The sequence below is a fragment of the Nocardia pseudovaccinii genome (genome assembly GCF_050942345.1).
Taxonomy (GTDB): domain Bacteria; phylum Actinomycetota; class Actinomycetes; order Mycobacteriales; family Mycobacteriaceae; genus Nocardia; species Nocardia pseudovaccinii.
On record NZ_CP192074.1, the window covers coordinates 3,423,362 to 3,443,342 of the forward strand.

The 19,981-nt window shown below is 66.6% G+C and carries 18 protein-coding genes; 11 read left to right on the top strand and 7 right to left on the bottom strand.

All coding sequences use genetic code 11. The annotated features are described in order from the left end of the window. Nucleotides 1-155 precede the first annotated feature (155 nt). The 3 genes from ACQPZ2_RS15295 to ACQPZ2_RS15305 all read right to left on the bottom strand — a co-directional run bounded on the left by ACQPZ2_RS15295 (nucleotide 156) and on the right by ACQPZ2_RS15305 (nucleotide 2,928). Nucleotides 156-884: an alpha/beta fold hydrolase gene (locus ACQPZ2_RS15295; protein ID WP_433526151.1), complete on the bottom strand. Its 729-nt coding sequence runs from the start codon at nucleotides 882-884 to the stop codon at nucleotides 156-158. 61 nt (nucleotides 885-945) lie between these two features. Beyond that, complete coding sequence (locus ACQPZ2_RS15300; RefSeq protein ID WP_433526152.1) at nucleotides 946-1,314, bottom strand: hypothetical protein; 369 nt, start codon at nucleotides 1,312-1,314, stop codon at nucleotides 946-948. Between the two features lie 9 nt (nucleotides 1,315-1,323). Beyond that, nucleotides 1,324-2,928 (bottom strand): FAD-dependent oxidoreductase, encoded by a 1,605-nt coding sequence (locus ACQPZ2_RS15305; protein ID WP_433526153.1) that lies wholly within the window; start codon nucleotides 2,926-2,928, stop codon nucleotides 1,324-1,326. A 252-nt stretch (nucleotides 2,929-3,180) separates the two neighbouring features. On the opposite strand from ACQPZ2_RS15305, the gene ACQPZ2_RS15310 reads away from it, so the two are divergent. The 6 genes from ACQPZ2_RS15310 to ACQPZ2_RS15335 all read left to right on the top strand — a co-directional run bounded on the left by ACQPZ2_RS15310 (nucleotide 3,181) and on the right by ACQPZ2_RS15335 (nucleotide 9,366). After that, nucleotides 3,181-4,176 carry a VOC family protein gene (locus ACQPZ2_RS15310; RefSeq protein WP_063039215.1) on the top strand — a complete coding sequence of 332 codons (996 nt, stop codon included), beginning with the start codon at nucleotides 3,181-3,183 and terminating at the stop codon, nucleotides 4,174-4,176. Nucleotides 4,177-4,186: 10 nt separating this feature from the next. Then, nucleotides 4,187-5,380 carry a cytochrome P450 gene (locus ACQPZ2_RS15315; protein WP_433526154.1) on the top strand — a complete coding sequence of 398 codons (1,194 nt, stop codon included), beginning with the start codon at nucleotides 4,187-4,189 and terminating at the stop codon, nucleotides 5,378-5,380. Between the two features lie 23 nt (nucleotides 5,381-5,403). Continuing rightward, nucleotides 5,404-6,891 (top strand): class I adenylate-forming enzyme family protein, encoded by a 1,488-nt coding sequence (locus ACQPZ2_RS15320; protein WP_433526155.1) that lies wholly within the window; start codon nucleotides 5,404-5,406, stop codon nucleotides 6,889-6,891. After that, the gene (locus ACQPZ2_RS15325) at nucleotides 6,888-7,715 is read left to right on the top strand and encodes an NAD(P)-dependent oxidoreductase (protein ID WP_433526156.1); all 828 of its coding nucleotides are present in this window, start codon (nucleotides 6,888-6,890) and stop codon (nucleotides 7,713-7,715) included. Before ACQPZ2_RS15320 ends, ACQPZ2_RS15325 begins: the two co-directional genes overlap by 4 nt. A 79-nt stretch (nucleotides 7,716-7,794) precedes the next feature. Continuing rightward, nucleotides 7,795-8,697: an IclR family transcriptional regulator gene (locus ACQPZ2_RS15330; RefSeq protein WP_433526157.1), complete on the top strand. Its 903-nt coding sequence runs from the start codon at nucleotides 7,795-7,797 to the stop codon at nucleotides 8,695-8,697. 129 nt (nucleotides 8,698-8,826) lie between these two features. Next, nucleotides 8,827-9,366 carry a flavin reductase family protein gene (locus tag ACQPZ2_RS15335; RefSeq protein ID WP_433526158.1) on the top strand — a complete coding sequence of 180 codons (540 nt, stop codon included), beginning with the start codon at nucleotides 8,827-8,829 and terminating at the stop codon, nucleotides 9,364-9,366. A gap of 13 nt (nucleotides 9,367-9,379) precedes the next feature. On the opposite strand, the gene hsaA is transcribed toward ACQPZ2_RS15335, so the two are convergent. Both hsaA and ACQPZ2_RS15345 read right to left on the bottom strand, forming a co-directional pair. Further along, nucleotides 9,380-10,540 (bottom strand): 3-hydroxy-9,10-secoandrosta-1,3,5(10)-triene-9,17-dione monooxygenase oxygenase subunit, encoded by a 1,161-nt coding sequence (gene hsaA / locus ACQPZ2_RS15340; RefSeq protein WP_433526159.1) that lies wholly within the window; start codon nucleotides 10,538-10,540, stop codon nucleotides 9,380-9,382. Between the two features lie 85 nt (nucleotides 10,541-10,625). Then, nucleotides 10,626-12,104, bottom strand: a complete 1,479-nt coding sequence (locus tag ACQPZ2_RS15345; protein ID WP_433526160.1) for an aldehyde dehydrogenase family protein — start codon at nucleotides 12,102-12,104, stop codon at nucleotides 10,626-10,628. 299 nt (nucleotides 12,105-12,403) lie between these two features. Between ACQPZ2_RS15345 and ACQPZ2_RS15350 the strand changes: the two genes are divergently transcribed. Then, nucleotides 12,404-13,918: an MFS transporter gene (locus tag ACQPZ2_RS15350; RefSeq protein ID WP_433526161.1), complete on the top strand. Its 1,515-nt coding sequence runs from the start codon at nucleotides 12,404-12,406 to the stop codon at nucleotides 13,916-13,918. Between the two features lie 41 nt (nucleotides 13,919-13,959). On the opposite strand, the gene ACQPZ2_RS15355 is transcribed toward ACQPZ2_RS15350, so the two are convergent. Together ACQPZ2_RS15355 and ACQPZ2_RS15360 are read right to left on the bottom strand one after the other, a co-directional pair. After that, a complete protein-coding gene (locus ACQPZ2_RS15355) occupies nucleotides 13,960-14,952 on the bottom strand; it encodes an LLM class flavin-dependent oxidoreductase (RefSeq protein WP_433526162.1) in 993 nt (330 codons plus the stop codon). A gap of 42 nt (nucleotides 14,953-14,994) precedes the next feature. Beyond that, complete coding sequence (locus tag ACQPZ2_RS15360) at nucleotides 14,995-15,768, bottom strand: enoyl-CoA hydratase/isomerase family protein (RefSeq protein ID WP_433526163.1); 774 nt, start codon at nucleotides 15,766-15,768, stop codon at nucleotides 14,995-14,997. A 290-nt stretch (nucleotides 15,769-16,058) separates the two neighbouring features. On the opposite strand from ACQPZ2_RS15360, the gene ACQPZ2_RS15365 reads away from it, so the two are divergent. The 4 genes from ACQPZ2_RS15365 (at nucleotide 16,059) to ACQPZ2_RS15380 (ending at nucleotide 19,932) form a co-directional block, all read left to right on the top strand. Then, the gene (locus ACQPZ2_RS15365) at nucleotides 16,059-16,370 is read left to right on the top strand and encodes a hypothetical protein (RefSeq protein WP_433526164.1); all 312 of its coding nucleotides are present in this window, start codon (nucleotides 16,059-16,061) and stop codon (nucleotides 16,368-16,370) included. 10 nt (nucleotides 16,371-16,380) lie between these two features. Then, nucleotides 16,381-17,892: a class I adenylate-forming enzyme family protein gene (locus ACQPZ2_RS15370; RefSeq protein ID WP_433526165.1), complete on the top strand. Its 1,512-nt coding sequence runs from the start codon at nucleotides 16,381-16,383 to the stop codon at nucleotides 17,890-17,892. After that, the gene (locus tag ACQPZ2_RS15375) at nucleotides 17,889-18,653 is read left to right on the top strand and encodes an enoyl-CoA hydratase/isomerase family protein (protein WP_433526166.1); all 765 of its coding nucleotides are present in this window, start codon (nucleotides 17,889-17,891) and stop codon (nucleotides 18,651-18,653) included. Before ACQPZ2_RS15370 ends, ACQPZ2_RS15375 begins: the two co-directional genes overlap by 4 nt. 253 nt (nucleotides 18,654-18,906) lie before the next feature. Continuing rightward, on the top strand, nucleotides 18,907-19,932 hold the full coding sequence (locus ACQPZ2_RS15380; RefSeq protein WP_433526167.1) for a phosphotransferase family protein: 1,026 nt from the start codon (nucleotides 18,907-18,909) through the stop codon (nucleotides 19,930-19,932). Nucleotides 19,933-19,981: the final 49 nt, after the last annotated feature.

Consider the following 19,981-nt stretch of genomic DNA (forward strand, 5'->3'; position numbering starts at 1 on the left):
ATGGAACTTCCCATGCGGCAGGCCCTTTGGATGGGGAAGTGGAGCGAACTCATCGGCGGCGCACCTGTGGTGCTGTCCGCGGCGGCGATGCGGACGCCTTCAACAACGGCGGCACGGGTCGCGCACACTGGGCAACGGAGGTGCCAGTCGAGGGCTCACTGCAGAGCTGTGACCGCGATCTCGAGGAGCGCGTCGGTCACCGCTCGCGGTTCGGTGATCATCAGATCGTGCCCGGTGTCGATGTCCCACAGACAGCCTGCGGCGCGTGCCTGCTGGATGAGTCCCGGGTCGCGTGTGGCCAGGGTCGAGGTGCAGATGATGTGGTACTGAGGCAGTGCCCACAGGGCGTCCTCGTTGCGCAGTTCGAGTTTCTCCTCGAAACACCGCCATGGGTGTGCGGTCAACCGCGAGCGCATCCACTCCATGTCGGCGGGATCGGTGACTCCGTAGAACAGCGGGGCGTCCTCGGTCGGTAACAGCACCAACTCCACGCCGTCGAGGACTGTGCCGAGGGGACGGGTCGCCTCGATGATCGGCCCGGCCACGTCGACCAGCGACTGACCGTTGACCGGGTTGGCCGCGTCCAGATAGACCAGTGAGCGGATGCGGTCGGTGGCTCGGTCGGCGGCGCCGGTGATCACCATGCCGCCGTAGCTGTGCCCGACCAGGATCACGTCGCGAAGGTCCTCGTAGTGCAATAACGCCGCGACGTCCTGGACGTGGGTGTCGAGACCGATATCGCCCAGCGGTAGGTGTGATCGCTCGGCCAGGCCGGACAGTGTCGGTGCGTACACGTTGTGCCCCGCATGTGAGAGCAACCGTGCCACCCGTTGATAACACCAGCCTCCGTGCCCGCCACCATGTACCAGAACGAATGTAGCCATTTTCTCTCCTGAAGCCCGGTGCGTTACCCGTGACGAGTACCCGGGCAACGACCGTATTTCATTATGCAGCAGGCCCTTTGGCGGAGACAGGGAATAGGCCGGGGGTGATCAGCCTGCGCTCGACCAGGATTCGGGCGTCGGCGAGGATCAGTGGCAGGGCCGCGGCGCTCGGGAGGGCGGGGCCGAGTGCGCCTGCTCGGATCAGGTGAGCCTGTGCGCCGTACCGCCCGAATGCCAGCGCGATCGAGGTGGCGGCGCTCGGGTCGGCGTATCGGTGCTGCGGTTCGGGGAAGCACCATTGCCAGGGACCGGCCGAGGTCGCGAAGCGCAGTTCGATGTAGTCGGATCGGGCTGGGCAACGCAGTGCGATCTCGAGTGTGGCAGGCAGGAACGATCTCCCCGACAGGGTTGATTCGGTTACTCGGGTCATGGCCGACTCCTAAGCGGTTGGTCCGGCGAGGTCGAGTGCGGCGAGATAGGCGAAGACGAGGCTCGAACCGATCGGTGTTCCGGCGCCGGGGTACGCGCCGCCGGACATTGCGGCCATGGTGTTGCCGGTCGCGTAGAGACCGTCGATCGGCGTTGCGTCCGAGCGGAGTACGCGAGCGTGCTCGTCGGTCACGAGACCACCCTTGGTTCCGATATCGGACAGCACGACGGTGGCCGCGTAGTAGGGCGGGGTGTCGACGGGGATGAGCAGCGGGTTGGGGAGGTCGGTCGCCAGCGGCACGAGGTAGTTCTGCCGGGGGTCGGCGGGGTAACCGACAATGTACTGGAACATCTGGTCCCACGGCGCCTCGCCGCGGTGGAAACGTTCGTCGACACCGGATTTCGAATAGCCGTTGTACTCCTCGATCGACTTGCGCAGTTTCTCCGGCGGCACGCCGATCAGTTCGGCCAATTCTTCGAGAGTGTCGGCGCGGCGCAGGGCGCCGGACGCGAACCACTCCGGACGCACTGGCTGCTCCGGGTCGCCGCCGAAGCCGTCGCGTTCGAGCTGCCGGTGGTCGAATACCCAGTGCGCGGTGCTGTGCGTAATGCCGGTTTCGCGTTGCAGCCGGGCCATTTCGTGCCCGGCGCGGTCGTAGGGCTGCGTCTCGTTCATGAAGCGCTCGCCCTCGGCATTGACCCAGATCCCGCCGCGGGTGCCGGTATGGAAGACGGGCCGACCGTCGGGCTGCACCACACCGGGGACGTACCAGGCCTCGTCGAGCAGGTCGGTGGCCGCGCCGATCGCGCGGCCGGCCAGGATCGCGTCACCGGTGTTCTGCGGCGCGCCGTGGGACCATTCGCCGGTGAGCGGCACGGGTGAATACTGCTCGCGCATCTCACGGTTGTGTTCGAAGCCGCCCGCGGCCAGGATCACGCCGCGGGTCGCGCGGAATGTGCGGCGCTCGCCGCCGCTGAGCGCCACCACACCAGTGACCCGGCCGTCCTCGACCAGCAGGTCGGTGAGGGCGGTCTCGAGCAGGTAGGAGCCGTTGCCCGTTGCCAGGAATGCCTTCAGCGCCCGGCCGATCAGCGCGCGGCCGCCGACGAGCACCGGTCCTTCGTCGATACCCCAGCGTTCTTCGGGGACGGAGCGGCGGATGAGCGGGGCGAGGTCTCCGAGTTCGGCGACCGAGATCTCCTGCGGGAACACGGTTCGCCCGGTCGCGGTCGATCCGGGACGCCCGTAGAAGTATTCGGGCACGGGCTGATAGGCGAAGGACCCGAACAGCGGGTTCTGCTCGAGATCGTCGATCAGCTGGGGCGCGGTCCGCAGGTAGGCATCCTGCAGCGGCTCGCGCGAGTTGTCGGCGACAACGTCGCGCAGATAGGTTCGCGCGGCCTCGGGATCATCCTCGACGCCCGCGCGCGAGATCGGGGCGCTGCCCGGAAACCACAGTCCCGCACCGGAATACGACGTCGTGCCACCGATCAGTGCGGTCTTCTCCAGTATCAGCGTGCGCAGTCCGCGGGCGGCGGCCGCATAGGCGCCGATCAGGCCACCGCCGCCGGAACCGACTACCACGACGTCGTAAGTTTCCTCGTCAGCGGCCATTGCTGTCTCCTTGATTTCACCGTGCGGCAGCGGAGTGGGGGGATCGAATGTCCGTCGAGTGTGCGACCGAGTATGTCGAGCAGAGGGTGAGATTCCGCTGAGCGGGATGGCGCGGGTCGTGGTGCAGGAGCCGTTCGTGGCGGCTCGTCGGAGTCCGGCGCATCCCAGTGTTCGGAAAGTCCGGCATGCGCTGCCCGGTTCCTCCTCAAACTAGCCAGCCAGCAGGACATTCCGACTCGAAGGAGAGCTCGCATGGCTGGTTCGCACGACTACGATCCCGGCCCGCAGATTGCCCACGCCGGCGGCCTGAACCTGGGGACGCCGGATCTGCGGCGTTCGATCTGGTTCTTCCGGGACCTGCTGGGCATGGAGGTGGTCGCCGAATCCGACGGCGTGGCCTATCTGCGCGGGTATCAGGAACTGGTGCACCACTCGCTGGTGCTCACCCAGCAGGACGAGGCACGGGTGAACAGTTACAGCTTCCGGGTGAAGCGGCCGCAGGATGTCGAGCTGTTCCACAAGCAGCTGACCGAGGCCGAGATCGAGGCGGTGGAGCTGCCCGCCGATCACGAGCTGGGCCGTGGCACCGCGATCCGCTTCCTGGTCCCCGGCAGTGAGCACCCGTTCGAGCTCTACTACGACATCGAAAAGCCGGTTGCCCCACCGGAATTGCGTTCGAAGCTGCTCAGCAACAGTTCCCGCCGTCGCGGTTTCGGCGTCCGGCGGCTGGACCATCTGAACGTGCAGTGCAGCCCGACCACGGTGAACCAGGCCGAGGGCTGGTTGCGCAATGCGCTGGGGTTCAAGCGCCGCGAGTTCGCGATGATCCCGCAGTTCCCGGAGACCATTCTGGCCTCGTGGCTGTCGGTGACCCCGCAGGTGCACGATATCGCGATCGGTGTCAACGGGGAGGAGAAGAACGGCGCGTTCCACCACGTGGCATTCAATATCGAGAACTTCCACGACATTCTGCGGGCGGTCGACGAGATTCGTGATCTCGAGATCGACTTCGGCCATGGTCCGGGCAAGCACGGCATCGGTCAGGCGATGTACCTGTACATCCACGATCCCGGCTCCGGTCACCGGGTCGAGCTGTATTCCGGCGGATACCTCATTTTCGATCCGGACTGGCAGGCGCTCGAGTGGAAGATCCCCGAATTGCAGTGGGGGCAGACGTGGTACGGCGAGGCCCTCGATGTCGGTCCGGGCGGCGCGTTCCTGTCGACCACACCGTCGGCCGGATTGTGAGGGGATCGGTATGACGCTCGAATCCCAGGGCACCCATGACGGTGTGCCCGCCTACGATTTCGACAATCGCCTATCCGGTCCACTGCTGAGCCATCATGAGCAGTGGGACCGACTCGCCAGCTCCCACTCCGCGTTCAGGAGCACTGTCGCACAGGGGTATTGGGTCATTACGGACGGCCAGGCGATCCAAGAGGCGCTGCAGGACTGGCGGACGTTCTCCAGCACCTCGGTGACGGTCCTCGAGCCGAATCCGAAGTTCCTGTGGATTCCGGAGATGCTGGATCCGCCGGTGCACACCAAGTGGCGGCGGCTGTTGGGCAGCGAGTTCGGGCCCAAATGGGTCGCCGCCCGCGAGCCGGAGATCCGCAAGATCGCGGCGGAGATGATCGACCGGCTGCGGCCCGAGGGTGGCGCGGACGTCCTCGACGAATTCGCCCGCCGGTTCCCGACCTTGATCTTCATGCGGCTGATGGGCCTGCCCGAGCAGGATCTGGAGCAATTCCTGGAATGGGTGCACGAGATGCTGCACCTACCACACGCCGAGGATCCCGACCACCGTCGGCAAATTGCCGCGATGACCGCCGCGTCGGCCTATTTCGGAGAACAGATCGCGCTGCGTCGCGAGGCCCCGCGCGATGATCTGCTGTCCCGCATGATGACCTGGCGCATCGATGGTGAGCTCCTCAGCGACGCCGATATGCACGCGTTCTGCATCCTGATGTTCCAGGCCGGTTTCGACACGGTCCCCATCGCCATCGGCTGGGCCATGTACCACTTCGCCGCGCACCATGAAGATCGTGCGGCCATCGTCGCCGACCCATCGCTGATCGCCAATGGCGTCGAGGAAGTCCTGCGCGTCTATTCGTTCGTCATCCCGGCGCGAAAGGCGACGCGGGACACCGAGATCGGCGGCTGTCCGGTGAAATCCGGCGACATGGTGATGCTGCCGCTCGCGGTGAGCAACCGGGACGCCGAGCGGTTCGACAATCCGCTCGAGGTGGATCTGCGGCGCGCCACGAACAACCACATCGCCTTCGGTTCGGGTCCGCACCGCTGCTTGGGTTCGCACCTGGCGCGACTGGAGCTGAATGTCGCGATGGAGGAGTGGCACAAGCGAATCCCGGACTACCGGATCGCGCCCGGCCAGCAGCTCGAGCAGACCGGAAATATGTACGGCCTGATGTCGCTGCGCCTCGACTGGTGAACACAACCGAAAGGCAATACCACGTGGGAATTCGCGACCAGCTGACCCGGCTGCTCGCCGAGGCTCCGGCCGACGCCGAAGCGATCGAGCACGAGGAGATCTGGTGGACCTGGGGTCGGATCCAGGCGACTGCGCGCTCGCTTGTCGATGCGCTGGAATCGGCCGGTCTAGGTGTGGGATCCCGAGTCGGTGTGGTGCTGGAGAACCGGCCTGAACATGTGGCGGTGGTCGCCGTGCTGATCGCGTCCGGTCGATGCGTCGTGCTGCTCGCTCCGCTGCAACCGGCGCCGCGGCTGGCCGCCGACATCATCGCGTGTGATCTGCCCGCGGTCGTGTGCGGATCCGAGCTGCTCGCCCGTGACGGCGTGCTCGATGCCGCCACGGCGGCCGGTATCGCCCTGGAACTGCGGGACGACGGCTCGGTGCGGCGAGTGGGCGGCCAGGTCCGTGCCTGCGCCGTGGCCAATCCGGGCACCGTCGTGGAAATGCTCACCTCCGGGACGACCGGTGTGCCCAAGCGGGTGCATCTGCGCACCGAGCAGCTGGATCAGGCACTGGCCTCCGGTGGGCAGACGGCACGGGGAGACCGGTTGCTGTCCCGGTCCGCGGTGCTCGTGAACGCGCCGCTCGTGCATATCGGCGGCCTGTGGCGGGCATTGGCGTGCCTGGCCATGGGTCGGCGGATGATTCTCATGCCCAAGTTCGTCTTGGAACCATGGGTCAGCGCTGTGGAGCGGCACAGGTTGCGGGCCGTGAGCCTGGTGCCCGCCGCGCTGCGGGCCGTACTCGACTCCGGAGTGTCGCGGGACCGACTCGCGAGCCTGCAGGTCGTCACGTCCGGGACCGCGCCGTGTCCGAAAGAGTTGGCGGACTCCTTCTTTCGCACATATGGCATCCCGGTGCTCATGACCTATGGGGCAACCGAATTCGCGGGCGCAGTGGCCGGTTGGACGCTGGCGCTGCACGAACAGTGGTGGGACCTGAAGGCAGGCAGCGCCGGTCGTGCCTTCCCGGGCGTCGAGTTGCGGGTGACCGGCGAGGACGGCGTCGAGCTCGGCGGCTGGACGACCGGACGGCTCGAGGTCCGCACCGCGCAGACCGCGGAAGGCGCCGGAGAGTGGGTCCAGACCAGCGATCTGGCGCGGATCGATGTCGACGGCTTCCTCTGGATCGACGGACGTGCCGACGACGCCATCATCCGCGGTGGCTTCAAGGTCCAGCCGGAGACCGTCAAGCGGGTGCTGGAGTCGCACGTGGCGGTGCGCGAGGCCGCGGTGGCCGGACTGCCCGACGCTCGGCTCGGACATGTGCCCGTCGCCGCGATCGAAATCGAACCGGGACTGATCCCTCCCGACAGCGACGAACTCGTCGCGCTCTGTCGTGCGCACCTGCTGCCGTACGAGGTTCCGGTGCACATCGTGGTTCTGGACCAGCTGCCGCGCACGCCATCGAGCAAGGTGAGTCGGATGGAACTGCTCGAACTCATGCGGGAGCGACGGAACCGATCATGACCGCTCTGACGATCGGATTCATCGGCGCGGGACGTATCGGCGCGGCCATGGTGGAGCGACTACTGGCGGCCGGGCACCGGGTCCGGCTGTACGCGCGGCGGCCGGAGGTACGGGACCGGCTGGCTGCACTCGGCGCGGAGCCCGTCGATCGGATCCGAGATATCGCGGCCGCGGATGTCGTCGTCAGCTGCCTGTTCGGCGACGACCAGATATCCACGCTGCTGCCCGAAGTCGTCGAAGCGATGGCCGAGGGCACGGTCCTGCTGTCGCACACCACCGGGACGCCGGAGGTGCTGCACAGTCTGGACCGGTTCGCGCCGACCGGACGAGCCGCGGTCGTGGACGCGACATTCAGCGGCACACCGGAGGCGGTGCGCGCTGGCGAGTTGGCGGTCTTTCTCGGTGGCACACCCGAAGACGTCTCGATCGCGCGCAGGGTCGTCGATTGCTATGCCGGAACCGTCATCGAAACCGGTGGGCGGGGTTCGGCGCTGCGGGTGAAGTTGATCAACAACCTGCTGTTCGCCGCGGTCTCACAGCTCACCCTGCAAGGTCTGGCATTGGGCCGCGGGGTTGGGATAGACGAAGGTGTAATGCTCGAAGCGCTCGCGATCAGCAGCGGCGGTACGACGGCCGGGCGCTATATCGCCGACCGCGGCGGATCCGAATCCTTCGCCGCCGCGGTCGCACCCTTTCTGCGCAAGGATGTCGCCGCCTGCCGAGCCGCATTGACCGATTCAGGCGTCGATTACTCGGGCCTGCTCGGCGCGGCCTGCGGTGGTCCGATCGATATCGGCGATATTGCCCCTAAAGAGGGAACTTAATTCCGATATCGCCACCTTAGAGGGGTCCTCTTTCGCTACACTCGCGCTGAGGTTCAAGCTCCAAGAAGGAGGCTGGCCAATGGCCTCAGTGGTGAATGACAACGCGGTCGCCACCTCCGAACGGCAAGAGTCGCCACCGTCGATGGTGGAGCGGATGACACTGATCATGGATTCGTTCGGTGGCCCGCAGATCCGGCTCTCGCTCGAGGATGTCGCCGGACGCACCAACCTGCCGCGCTCGACCACCCATCGCATCCTGGAACAGCTGGTTCGGCTGCGTTGGCTCGAGCGCAACGGTCGCGACTACGGCCTCGGTCAGCGAGCGCTCGGGTTCGGTGGCCGGGAAGAAGGGCACGGTGCGTTGCGGACAGCGGCGTTCCCGCTCCTGCACAACCTGTCGGTGCGCACGGAAATGGTGGTGCACCTGGCCGTGCTGGACGGTGCCGAGGCGTACTACCTGGACAAGTTCGGAGGCAAGGCCGCGGTCCAGGTGCCGTCGGTCGTCGGTGGCCGGGTGCCCGCGCACTGCACGGCCGTCGGAAAGAGCATGCTGGCGTGGCTGTCGCCGGAACAGATCGACGATCTGTACCGCGATGTACTCGCCAAGCGGACCGCGCACAGCATCGGCGATCTCGAGGTCCTGCACCAGGAGCTGATTCGCATTCGTGCACGCCGTGGCCTGGCCTTCGAACGCGGCGAATGCTTCCAGCACATCGCCTGTGTCGGTGCGGCGGTCCGCGGTCCCAAGGGACCGGTCGGCGGAATCTCACTCGTCGGCGACGTGCGAGCACCCCTCGAGCGGCTGGCACCCCTGGTCGCCAATACCGCGCACGCGATATCGGAAAAGCTGATGGGTGACACCGCGCGCAAACATTCGGCGCGCTTCGAAACCGTCCTCGTGCCGGATGAACCGCAGAGCCCGGCACTCACCGAGACCGTCGGACGAATCCTCGCTCTGGGCGAGCGCGGCGAGTGGTTCTGAGCTCCCCGCGCGCAGGCAGGCCGTTTTCCGCTGAGCGGAAAGCGCCACAGGTCCACCCCGTTTCCTGACCAAACTTGCGTTCCAGTCGGCCATCGGCTCGATCCCCCCGCAAGAGAGGTGAGGACCCCTATGAGTCCGCTTCCGGATCCGGTGTCGATGGGCGCCAGGCGCTTCCGCGATGTGCTCGGTCATTTTCCGACGAGCGTTGTCGCGATTACCACCACGGCACCGGACGGGCGTCCGCACGGGCTGATCGTCGGCACCTTCACCTCGGTTTCGCTCGAGCCGCCATTGGTGTCTTTCCTGGTGAGCCGGACTTCGTCGACGCTGTCGATGATCCAGGAGGCGGGCCGATTCTGCGCCAATGCGCTCGCGGGCAACCAGGAACCGACCTCACGCCGGTTGTCGGCCCGGGACGCGGACCGGTTCGACGGGGTGGCCTGGGCGCCCTCACCGCTCGGCAATCCGGTGCTGGACGGCATCGTTGCGTGGGTCGACTGCACGCTCGTGCAGGTCGTCGAGATCGGTGACCACTATCTGGTCGTCGGCCGGGTCAGCGATCTGAATATCGAGTCGGTGCGGACGCCACTGCTCTTCTTCCGCGGCGGATACGGCGACTATCTCGCCAGCGCGACGCTGCTGATGGATCGTCTCGTCGGCTGGTGGTGACCCGGGTCCGGGCTCAGACCAACATGTCGTCGACCGGCAAGCCGAAAGTGCCGCGCCCGTACAGCGTCAGCGCCGTGCCGACATCGTTGGACGCGTGAATGCCCGCGATATGTGCGTCGCGCCAGGCCCGCTCGATCGCATTGCGACGGCGCAGCAGCATCCCGCCGGTGGCCGCGAACACCAGATCGATCGATGTCAACGCGCGTTCGGCACCACAGGCCTGATCACGACGAGCGCGCAACCGCAGCTCGAGCGGAATGTCCTGTCGCTCACAGACGCATTCGTACAACTCGCGCAGGCTCCGGCTCATCTGCAGGACGGCCGCGTCGATTTCCGCGCTGGCGCGCGCCGCGGCGGTCGGCTGGTCGGCGGTGATACTGCCGCCACCGAAACTGAGCCGGTTACTGTCTCGCATTCGCGACAGAAAGACGTCGAGGCAACCCTGTGCCATGCCGACCATCGGTGAGCTGTTCGCGTAGGTGTACATGGTGCCGTACGGCATCCGGTAGAGCGGGCCGGGATTCGTCTTGTGTCCCGGGCTCTGTAGCAGTGCGATGTCGTAGAACCGCGTCACGCGGTGCTCCGGGACGAAAATCCGCTCAGCGTACAGATCATCGCTGCCCGCGCCGCGCAGTCCGGCCGCATCCCACACCTTCGACATCCGATAGTCGGCACAGGGCACCAGGCCGCTGACCATGTCCACCGGCTGGCCGTTCTCGGCCACGATGGTGCCCCCGAGCAGAGCCCACGACGAGTGCGCGCATCCGCTGGCGAATCGCCAATGGCCCGAGACTTCGTAACCTCCGGCGACCGGAACGAATCTGCCGACCGGTGCGTAGGACGAACAGATCAATGCGTCCGGATCGTGCGACCACACATCACGTTGCGCGCGCTCGTCGAAAAGTGCCACATGCCAAGGGGCCAGGCCGAGTACCGACGTCACCCATCCGGTCGAGCCGCAGGCGGTGGCGACCGCGCGGACCGCATCGTAGAAGTCCAGCGGATCGGCCTCCAGCCCGCCTTGCGATTTCGGTCGCAGCAGCCGGAAGATGCCCGTACCGATCAAATCGGTCATCGTCTCCGCGGGTATCTCACCGGTCTCGTCGACCCGCGCCGCCCGTTCGGCCAGCGTCGGCAACAATTCGCCGACCGCTGCGGCTACGTCTGCATTCATGCCGGGTTCTTTCGTGTCCTCGCCCCCTACACCAGTGACTTCACGGCGGAGCGTAACAGGCACGCGGCCATTCGAGCCCGGTCGTTCAGCGCGCGGCCCAGCTGATGGCCTTGGTCTGCAGGAATTCGTCGAGGCCGAATTCGCCCCACTCCCGGCCGATTCCGCTCTGCTTGTATCCGCCGAACGGCAGGCGTGGGTTGACCCCTCCACTGCTGGCGTTGATCGCTATGCCGCCTGTGCGAACTCTGGTCGCGATGTCGTAGGCGGCCACGGTGTCGGCACTCCAGACGGCGCCAGCCAAACCGTAGGGGCTGTCGTTCGCGATCCGCACCGCTTCGTCGTCGGTGCGGAACGGGATGACGACGCCGACCGGTCCGAAGAACTCCGTCTGCGCGATCGTCATCGAATTGTCGACATCGACGAAGAGGGTCGGCTCCACGAAGTAGCCTTTGTCGAGGCCCGCCGGGCGTCCGCCACCGGCGACGATCCGCGCGCCCTCCTCCTCGCCGACGCGGATCAGCTTCTCGACCTTTTCCCGCTGCGCCGCGGTGATCAACGGACCCATCGTGGTGGATTCGTGTGCCGGATCGCCGACCCGGACACCGGCGAGGGCGACGCGCAGCCGCGCGACGAGTTCGTCGTGGACGGATTCGTGCACGATCGTGCGGGTCAGGATCGAGCAGCCCTGGCCCGCGTGCGCCGTGATGCCCATGAGTGCGGACCGGACCGCCCCGTCGAGGTCGGCATCGGCGCGGACGATATTCGCGGACTTGCCACCGAGTTCGAGTACGACCTTCTTGATCGAGCTCGCGGCCTGCGCATACACCATTCGTCCGACGGTGTCCGATCCGGTGAAGCTGACCAGGTCCACCATGGGATTGGTGGTCAGTTCCTGGCCCGCGTCGATATCGCCGGTGACGATGTTCAGTACGCCCGGCGGAAGACCGGCGGCGTCGGCGAAGTCACCGATCAACAGGGACTCCAGCGGAGTGGTCGGCGCGGGCTTCAACACGGCGGTGCAACCCGCGGCCAAGGCGGGGATCACCTTCATCATGCTGAGGAAGAACGGGAAGTTATAGGCCGCGATCAGCGCGCAGACCCCGAAGCCCTCGCGCCGGATCTGTCCCTGGGAGATGCCGATACCCGCGGCGATCGTGGGTTCCATCGGGCGTTCCCACGCGAAGGCCGGCATGACGCGCTCGGCCATATCGCGCAGATGGGCCACCGGCACCCGGGTCTGCAGCGTCTCGGCCAACGAGCGGACCGAGCCCGCCTCGGCCATATTGACCGCGACGAGCTCGGGCAGGCGGCGCTCCATCTCCTCGGCCATGCGCAGCAGCACCGCGGCCCGCTCGGCGGGCTTCATCCGCGGCCATGGACCTTCGTCGAATGCCTTGCGCGCGGCCGTGACGGCGCGACGCACGTCCAGGATCGAGGCCTGCGGAACGTAGGCGATCGTCTCCTCCGTCGCGGGATTGCGCACATTGATGAGCTCGCCCGATTCGCCGTCGGTGCGGTGCCCGTCGATGTAGAGCTGCGTCGAGAACGAGTACGCCGTGGTCATGTTCGGTCTCCTGATTGCCGGATCTGCGTCGGTCGTCTGGGCAGGCTCACCTGCGGCGCTGCCCGCACACCACGCCTTAAAAGTGTACTGAATAGCCGAACTGGCTGAGTCGTTTGTCCAATTGCCGCTGAGTGGAAAGGTCGATTGTGTGACCCGCCCCACAGGGGGTGTGCTGTCGCGTACGTCTTCGCCCCACTCCGAGCAGGGCGAATGCGATCACCAAACCAAAGCCACGGCTCGATTGCTCGGTGCGAGTCGGAAACGAGAGCTCCGTGGCAGCCCCCGAAAGGACTCGATCGATGAGCCCTGCAATGCAATTCGACGAATCGCCCGATGTCGCACCGACGCCGGATGCTGCACAGACATGGACGCCGCGGCTGGTGCTTTCCCTGGCCTCGATCGTGCTGACGCTCGAGATACTCACCCTCAGCTACATGATGGTCGCGATGGCGGCGCCGGAAATCTCCGTGCATTTCCAGACGACCCAGGGCGCCTGGCTGCTGACGGCATTCCTGCTGGTCGGGGCCGTGACAGGTCCACTGCTGGGCAAGCTGGCCGATATGTACGGCAAGCGGAAAATATTGCTGGCCTGTGTCGCCGTCTCGGTGCTCGGCTCGCTGCTCTCCGCGGTCGCTACCAGCTACGCGGTGCTGATCGCCGGCCGGGCGTTGATGGGGGTGCTCACGCCGTGTGTCTTCCTGGCCTACTCGCTGATCCGGGACGTGTTCCCGAAGAAGACGGTCGCGCTCGCGGTCAGCGTTACCACCAGTGGTTTGGGACTCATCGCGATACCGGCGCCGTTCATCACCGGCTGGCTGCTCGACGACTATGGTTTCCGCAGCATCTTCTGGTTGTTCGTGATCGGGCTCGCGGTGTTCGGCACCCTGGTCGCACTCACCACCGACGAATCCACCGTGCGGGTACGGTCGGGGATCGACTTCGCCGGTGCGCTGCTGCTCGGTTCCGGCATCGCGGGCATACTCGTCGCACTCAGCTTCGGTCCCTCCTGGGGCTGGACGACCGGTTCGACGCTCGCCTACCTCGTCGGCGGCGCTGTGCTGGTGGTGGGCTGGCTGGTTTCGGCCGGGATCGTGCGCGACCCGCTGCTCGATCTGGATGTACTGCGCAGGCGGCCGGTGCTGCTGATCTCCATCGGTTCCGCCATGTGCTACGGCTGCAGTGCGCTCATCACCATTCTGCTGCCGATGATGGTGATGACGCCCGCCGCCGTCGGACTGGGCTACGGATTCGGTGTCAGCGCAAAGGGATTCGCGATCTTCCAGGCGCCGATCGGCGGCATGGTCGTGGTCGGCGGTGTGGTGGTCGGCATTCTGGTCAGCCGCAAGGTTCGGCCGCGGTTGCTGATGATCGTCGGCCTGCTGCTGTTCGCGCTCGCTTTCGTGCTCATCGCGGCAAAGCATGACGACAAGGCGCTGCTGCTCGTGTTCGCGGGTATGGCGGGCACCGGTATGGGGCTGGGCTACGCATCGGTTCCGAATCTGTTGATCGAGGCGGTTCCGCCGCAGCTGCAAGCCAGCACGGCGAGTATTGCGAATGCCGCGCAGAGTGTCGTCGCGGCGGTTTTGCCGGTGCTCGCGTTCACCGTGCTGAACAACTCCTATATCGCGCCGATTCCGCTCGAAATGACCCATGGTGCGGTGCTGTACACGGATAGGGGATTCCAAGTCGCGTTCCTGATAGGCGCGGTGGCCTGCGCCATCGGCGCGCTGCTCGCCGTGCTGCTGCCCCGCAAGATCGAGCAACTGCCCGCACCTGTCGCGCAGGATGCGCAGGCTCCGGTATTGACGCACTGATCGAGTCGAGGGCGGCCGCGCGCAAGCGCGGCCGCCCTTGCTCAGGGTGTGGTGCCGATCAGGGCGAGGCTGGAATGGGCATATGCCGCACGACGTTTGGGACTCACCAGATACGAGGGCGGGGCGAAATAGCCGACATCGCGGGGCAGGGCGTCGGCGCGGCGCGCGAGGGCCGCACGGGCGTCGGCGGTGGTCCCGCAGAGCGCGATCTCGGCGAGCATCTCGTCGGTGACCGCCTTGACCATGCCGTCGGTATCGCCCGCGCGGAATGCCGAGCGCAGTTGCGCGACAGGGCTTTCCCAACCGTGATGGGCGACATAGGGGTCGTAGGTCTTGACGGTGAGGTAGAAGGCGATCATGCGGCGGGCGTCGGCGATGGCGCGTTCCGGTGCGTTGTCGTCGATGGCGGTGATGATCCAGCCGTGTTCGAGCGGGCGCCGACCGCTGCCCGCCGCCCCGCGGTCGACCGCCGGGCGCACGATGTCATTCCACCAGGTGCGGGTGAACAGGCCGTGGCCGATCACGCCGTCGCCGACCCGGCCCGCGGTGGCGGCCATCCGGCTGTTGAATCCCGCGAGCAGTACCGGGATATCGAGGCGGCCGAGTACCGGGGCCCGGACATCGGCGTCTATCGAATAGAACTCACCGGAGTACTGGATCTTCTCGCCGTTTTCCGCGTGCAGCCAGGCGCGCACCACATCGATGGTCTCGGCGATTCGGTCGACCGGGCGATCGGCGGGGACGCCGAACCAGTCGCGGTTGATCCGGAAGGCGGCGGTGCCGAGGCCGAGGAACAGTCGACCGGGTGCCTGCGCGTGCAGCTGCCGCATGGCGGTGGCGTGTGCGTACGGGGTGCGGGCGAAGGCGTAGGCGATGGCCGGACCGACCAGTGCGCGTTCGGTATTTGCCACGATCTCGGCGACGGTGAGGTAGGCGTCGTGGTCGACGAAGTCACCGGTGCAGAAGGCTTCCACACCGGCCTGCTCGGCCTCCCTCCCGACGTCGCGGCCGGGCCACGGCATACCGAACTTCATCGAATTCTCCTCTTGGACAGTCTGATCGGTGGTGGATGCGCGTCAGCGCAGCGTCCATTTGCTGCGGGGCACCGCGGCACGGTCGACTTCGGCCTTGCCGATGGGGTTGCCGATATGGGTGTAGGACAGGCCGGTCCGCAGTGCCTGGGAGCGGGTGGCGTCGAGCGACTCCCAGATCGCCCGGACCGTGCCCTGGATCGCGGCCGGTGGCTTGGCGGCGATGATGCGGGCGATCTCGTCGGCGCGATCCCAGAGCTGATCGCGCGGCAGAATCTCGCTGACCAGGCCGATCTGCATGGCGCGCTCGGGGGACAGACGCTCGTCCAGGCCGAGCAGCGCGATGCGCAATGTCTCACCCAGCGGAATGCGGCGCGCGAGCCCGATCGGTTCCAGCGCGGCGGTCAGCCCATAGCTGACATGCGGGTCGAAGAAGGTCGCGTCCTGCGCGCAGATGATGATGTCGGCCTCGTTCAGCCAGTAGAACGCGCCACCGGCCGCCATTCCGTGCACCGCGCAGACCAGCGGTTTCCACACCTGGTTGAGCTTCGGCGACAACTTCTCGCCGGGATCGGTCTGCGACCAGATATTGGACTGCCGGTCGAAACCCTGTTTGACGTCCATGCCGGTGCAGAACGCCCGGTCGCCCGCACCGCGCAGCACGACGACATGGATATCGTCATCGAATTTCACTCGCTGCCAGATGCGGTCGAAGTCCTCGAGCATCTCCTGGTTGAAGCTGTTCATGGCTTCCGGTCGGTTCAGGGTGATCGTCGCGACGTGGTCGGTCACGTCGAACAGGACGGTTTTCAGCTCCATCCGGAAACTCCGATGTTCGTGGGTCGGCTGAACGCGGCCCTCCGGAGAGCGGCCGTATTAGAGTGTAACAAATTGTTCTACCGACGACATGTGACTCTGCGCTGGTCGTGGTCCGATTCGAACCGCTTAATATGTGGTAGACAAGCAATAGTGCCGCGCGGCCCGACCCTTGGGCTGCTGCAGATTCTAGATAAGTCGTATACTCTTCTCTGGTCTCGGTCGTCCGGATGTGTTCGTGACGACGGCGGTCGGGGCGAGATGGCACGACGAGATCCACGGAGGAAGTTGCGATGAAGCCACGCGTGGGGCAGACGCTCGCCAGCACGGTCGACACGACGACGGTCATCGTCGTGCGCGCTCCACAGGCCGATCTGGAGATCACCTGTGGCGGGGCGGCGATGGTCGATCCGAAGGGTCCCGGCGGCATTCCCGTCGGCACCGCCGATCCCGAACAACTCGGTGGTTCGCAGCTCGGCAAGCGCTACGCCGATGAGGAACTCGGTGTGGAACTGCTCTGCACCAAGGCGGGTCAGGGCACGCTGGCGGTGAACGGAGTCGCGTTGCCGCTCAAGAACGCCAAGCCGCTGCCGGCCTCGGACTGAGAGCGCATCGATGAACGTAGCGATGCTGTTGGATATGGCCGCCGACGGTTTCGGCGACCGAATCGTGGTCGGGCGGACGGCCGATGGATTCACGCCGGTGCGGCTGCGCGAGTTGGCCGCCGGTGGTGCGCGGGTGGTCCGTGCGGCCGGAGCCGACGCGATCGTGTACCTCGCCGTCAACGGTCGGGCCTTCCCGGTCGCGCTGTTCGCGGCGGCCCAGGCGGGTGTGCCGCTGGTACCGGTGAACTACCGCCTCGGCGCGGAGCAACTGGACGCGTTATTGGCGAATCATCCACGCGCACTCGGTATCGCCGATCCCGAACAGGCCGAGGCATTGCGCCGGGCGGGGCTGTCGGTACGGAACCCGCAAGAGTGGTTGGCCACCGCGGCGGATGCCGGTGTCGACGATGGTGACGAGATTCCGGCCGCTCCCGAAACACCAGCGGTGTTGATCTACACCAGCGGCACGACCTCCGCGCCGAAGGGTGTGGTCCTGCGGCACCACAACTTGGTGTCGTATGTGCTCGGCACGGTGGAATTCGCGGGTGCGGACGCCGACGAGGCCGCGCTGATGAGTGTGCCGCCGTACCACATCGCGGCCGTATCCAACGTTTTGACGAACCTGTATGCCGGGCGTCGGGTGCTCACTCTCGAACAGTTCACACCGCAGCAGTGGCTCGAACTCGTACGCGAGCAGCGGATTTCGAATGCGATGGTCGTTCCGACCATGCTCGCCCGCATCATCGACGGCGACGGGCTCGACCGCTCGGTCCCGTCATTGCGTTCGCTCGCCTACGGCGGCGCCAAGATGCCGGTGCGGGTGATCGAGACCGCGCTGCGGGAGTGGCCGCATGTCGATTTCGTCAATGCCTACGGGTTGACCGAGACCTCGTCCACGATCTCGGTGCTCGGGCCCGAGGAGCATCGCGCGGCCGTCGCCAGCGAGGATCCCGCGGTGCGCGCTCGCATCGGCTCGGCCGGTCGGCCGGTGCCCGGTATCGAGCTCGAGGTGCGTGCCGAATCCGGTGGTCTCGCCGCGGCGGGGGAGCCGGGCCAGATCTGGGTGCGTGGCGAACAGGTCTCCGGTGAATACGCCGGGCACGGTGCCTCGGTCGACGAACGGGGTTTCTTCAATACCCGTGACCACGGCCGCATGGATGCCGACGGCTATCTCTACATCGAGGGCCGGGTCGACGACACCATCATCCGCGGCGCGGAGAATATCGCGCCCGCCGAGATCGAGGACGTCCTGCTGCGGCATCCGGATGTGCTCGACGCGGTCGTCGTCGGTGTGGTCGACGAGGAGTGGGGGCAGCGGATCGAGGCCGTCGTCGTTCCTCGCGGCGGGGTGGATGTCGATGCCGAACAACTGCGCGCGGAGGTGCGAAAGACATTGCGCGGCTCCAAGACTCCCGATCGCATCACCTACTGGCCGGAACTGCCGCGCACCGCGACCGGCAAGCTGGTGCGCCGGGATATCGTCGCGGCGCTGACGGCCGATCGTCAGCCGACCGCAGGGTGAGCACCCTCGACGTCACGATCGAGGGGCCCGTCGCATGGGTGCGCTTCGATCGGCCGGACGCGCGCAACACGGTGATTCCAGAGCTTCTCGTCGAGATGCATTCCGTGCTGACCGAATTGAGCCGCGACGATGCACTCGCCGTGGTGGTGCTGACCGGAAACGGCGCGACGTTCTGTCCCGGTGCGGATCTGCACCGCGCCGGGGCGGGCGGGTCGGCCGCGCTGCCGCCGCCCGAGGTGTACCAGTCGGCGACCCTGCTGCACGAGATGCCGCAGTTGACTCTCGCCGCGGTGAACGGAGCCTGCGCGGGCCCGGGATTCGCCTGGGCCGCGGCGTGCGACCTGCGCGTCGCCGCGGCCCGTGCCCGATTCGCGACGGCGTTCCTGCAGGCCGGTGTGTCCGGTGAACTCGGCCTGCCGTGGACATTGTCGCGGGCACTCGGTGCGGCGTCGGCGCGGGACCTGTGCTTCCTGCCGCGCAAGCTGACCGCGGACGAGGTCCGTGCCATCGGATTCGTCTCCCGGGTGTTTCCCGATGACGAATTCGACCACGAGGTCGCCGATCTGGTGCGCGAACTCGCGGCGCGCAGGCCCGCCGCCCTGCGGACCCTGAAGGCGAATTTCCTGCTGGCCGAACGCACCGAGCTGGCGGACTACATCGCGGTGGAAAGCGAACGGCACCACGGATTCTTCACCGGAGAGCAGCGGGCGCAGACCGCCAAGGCGTTGCGCGTGCAGGGCGATCGGGTGCATGAGTCGTGAGGGTAGCGCTTGCCGCGGTTCCGGACTGAGCAGTGCGGAAACGATCGGTCGAAGGTATCGCCGAGATGACCAGAATGCGCATCCCTTCGGAGGGCACCTGCGATCTGATCGCCACCGTACCGGTCGCGAAATGCCTTCTCGCCCAGAGCATTGCAGGTGGCGTATCGACATCGTCGCGAGCAGTGGCGCTGAAACTCGGACCGGCACATATGGTTCGCCGATCGTACCGACGAAATGACAAGGGTGAGTGAGCATGAGCGTTGTCGCGAATAGTTCGGAGTTGGTGCAGGAGCTGACCGCGCGCACCGCTGTCGCGGTCCGCGACTGGGCACCCGGCGCGACCGTAGTGGGTGTCGAACCACTCACCGGCGGAACCTCGAGCCTGACGTATGTGGCCGGATTATCTGGTGCCCCAGCCGGATACGAGCGCGTCGTGCTGAAGGTGGCGCCGCCCGGTCTGGCGCCGGTCCGCAACCGAGATGTCCTGCGCCAGGCCCGAGTCATGGAAGCGCTGGCGGATCGACCCGGGGTGCGGGTGCCGAAGGTCCTGTTCCACGATGCGGGCGCACCGCCGACGGTCCCGCCGTTCGTCGCCATGGACCTGGTGCCCGGCACCTGCGTCGAACCAGTGCTCGTCCCGCGCGGCACCGTGCCCGCCGACCAGGTTCGGACCCGAGCCTTCGACGCGGCCGGAATGCTCGCCGATCTGCATCGAGTAAAACCGGAGCACACCGCGCTCGCGACCGAGCCGGTGGTTTCCCTCGGCGCTGAGATCGACCGCTGGACAAGGGCTTTCACCACCGTATCGGACGATCTGCGCACCGGCTACGAGAAGGTCGCGGACCGCCTGCACGCCACCGTGCCCGCCCCCTTGACACCGGTCTTCACCCACGGTGACTACCGGCTCGGCAACACACTGTGCGAAGCAGGCCACATCACCTCGATCATCGACTGGGAGATCTGGTCCCTCGGGGACCCTCGGATCGATGTCAGCTGGCTGACCTTCTTCACCGACGATGCCGCGCATCCAGCATCGGTATCCGATGAGCCGACCGGCATGCCGGGCAAGGCGGAACTGGTCGACGCCTACCAGGAGGCGCGCGGCGCCGCACTGCGTGACCTGCCCTGGTTCGAGGCGCTGACCAAATACAAGGAGTCCGCCGCGACCGCATTGCTGATCAAACGCGGCCGCAAGTCCGGCCAGTGGAACGACATGCACCAACGCATGCTGCCCGCATTACCGGTGTTGCTTGACGAGGCAATGGAATTGCTGGGCTGATGCCGATGTAGACGGGGGCGACATGGATCGGGCGCGCCAGCTCGAACGC

Coding starts and splice junctions, on each gene's coding strand:
- ACQPZ2_RS15295 (WP_433526151.1), bottom strand. CDS start 884: ATGGCTACATTCGTTCTGGTACATGGTGGCGGGCACGGAGGCTGGTGT.
- ACQPZ2_RS15300 (WP_433526152.1), bottom strand. CDS start 1,314: ATGACCCGAGTAACCGAATCAACCCTGTCGGGGAGATCGTTCCTGCCT.
- ACQPZ2_RS15305 (WP_433526153.1), bottom strand. CDS start 2,928: ATGGCCGCTGACGAGGAAACTTACGACGTCGTGGTAGTCGGTTCCGGC.
- ACQPZ2_RS15310 (WP_063039215.1), top strand. CDS start 3,181: ATGGCTGGTTCGCACGACTACGATCCCGGCCCGCAGATTGCCCACGCC.
- ACQPZ2_RS15315 (WP_433526154.1), top strand. CDS start 4,187: ATGACGCTCGAATCCCAGGGCACCCATGACGGTGTGCCCGCCTACGAT.
- ACQPZ2_RS15325 (WP_433526156.1), top strand. CDS start 6,888: ATGACCGCTCTGACGATCGGATTCATCGGCGCGGGACGTATCGGCGCG.
- ACQPZ2_RS15330 (WP_433526157.1), top strand. CDS start 7,795: ATGGCCTCAGTGGTGAATGACAACGCGGTCGCCACCTCCGAACGGCAA.
- ACQPZ2_RS15335 (WP_433526158.1), top strand. CDS start 8,827: ATGAGTCCGCTTCCGGATCCGGTGTCGATGGGCGCCAGGCGCTTCCGC.
- hsaA (WP_433526159.1), bottom strand. CDS start 10,540: ATGAATGCAGACGTAGCCGCAGCGGTCGGCGAATTGTTGCCGACGCTG.
- ACQPZ2_RS15345 (WP_433526160.1), bottom strand. CDS start 12,104: ATGACCACGGCGTACTCGTTCTCGACGCAGCTCTACATCGACGGGCAC.
- ACQPZ2_RS15350 (WP_433526161.1), top strand. CDS start 12,404: ATGAGCCCTGCAATGCAATTCGACGAATCGCCCGATGTCGCACCGACG.
- ACQPZ2_RS15355 (WP_433526162.1), bottom strand. CDS start 14,952: ATGAAGTTCGGTATGCCGTGGCCCGGCCGCGACGTCGGGAGGGAGGCC.
- ACQPZ2_RS15360 (WP_433526163.1), bottom strand. CDS start 15,768: ATGGAGCTGAAAACCGTCCTGTTCGACGTGACCGACCACGTCGCGACG.
- ACQPZ2_RS15365 (WP_433526164.1), top strand. CDS start 16,059: ATGAAGCCACGCGTGGGGCAGACGCTCGCCAGCACGGTCGACACGACG.
- ACQPZ2_RS15370 (WP_433526165.1), top strand. CDS start 16,381: ATGAACGTAGCGATGCTGTTGGATATGGCCGCCGACGGTTTCGGCGAC.
- ACQPZ2_RS15380 (WP_433526167.1), top strand. CDS start 18,907: ATGAGCGTTGTCGCGAATAGTTCGGAGTTGGTGCAGGAGCTGACCGCG.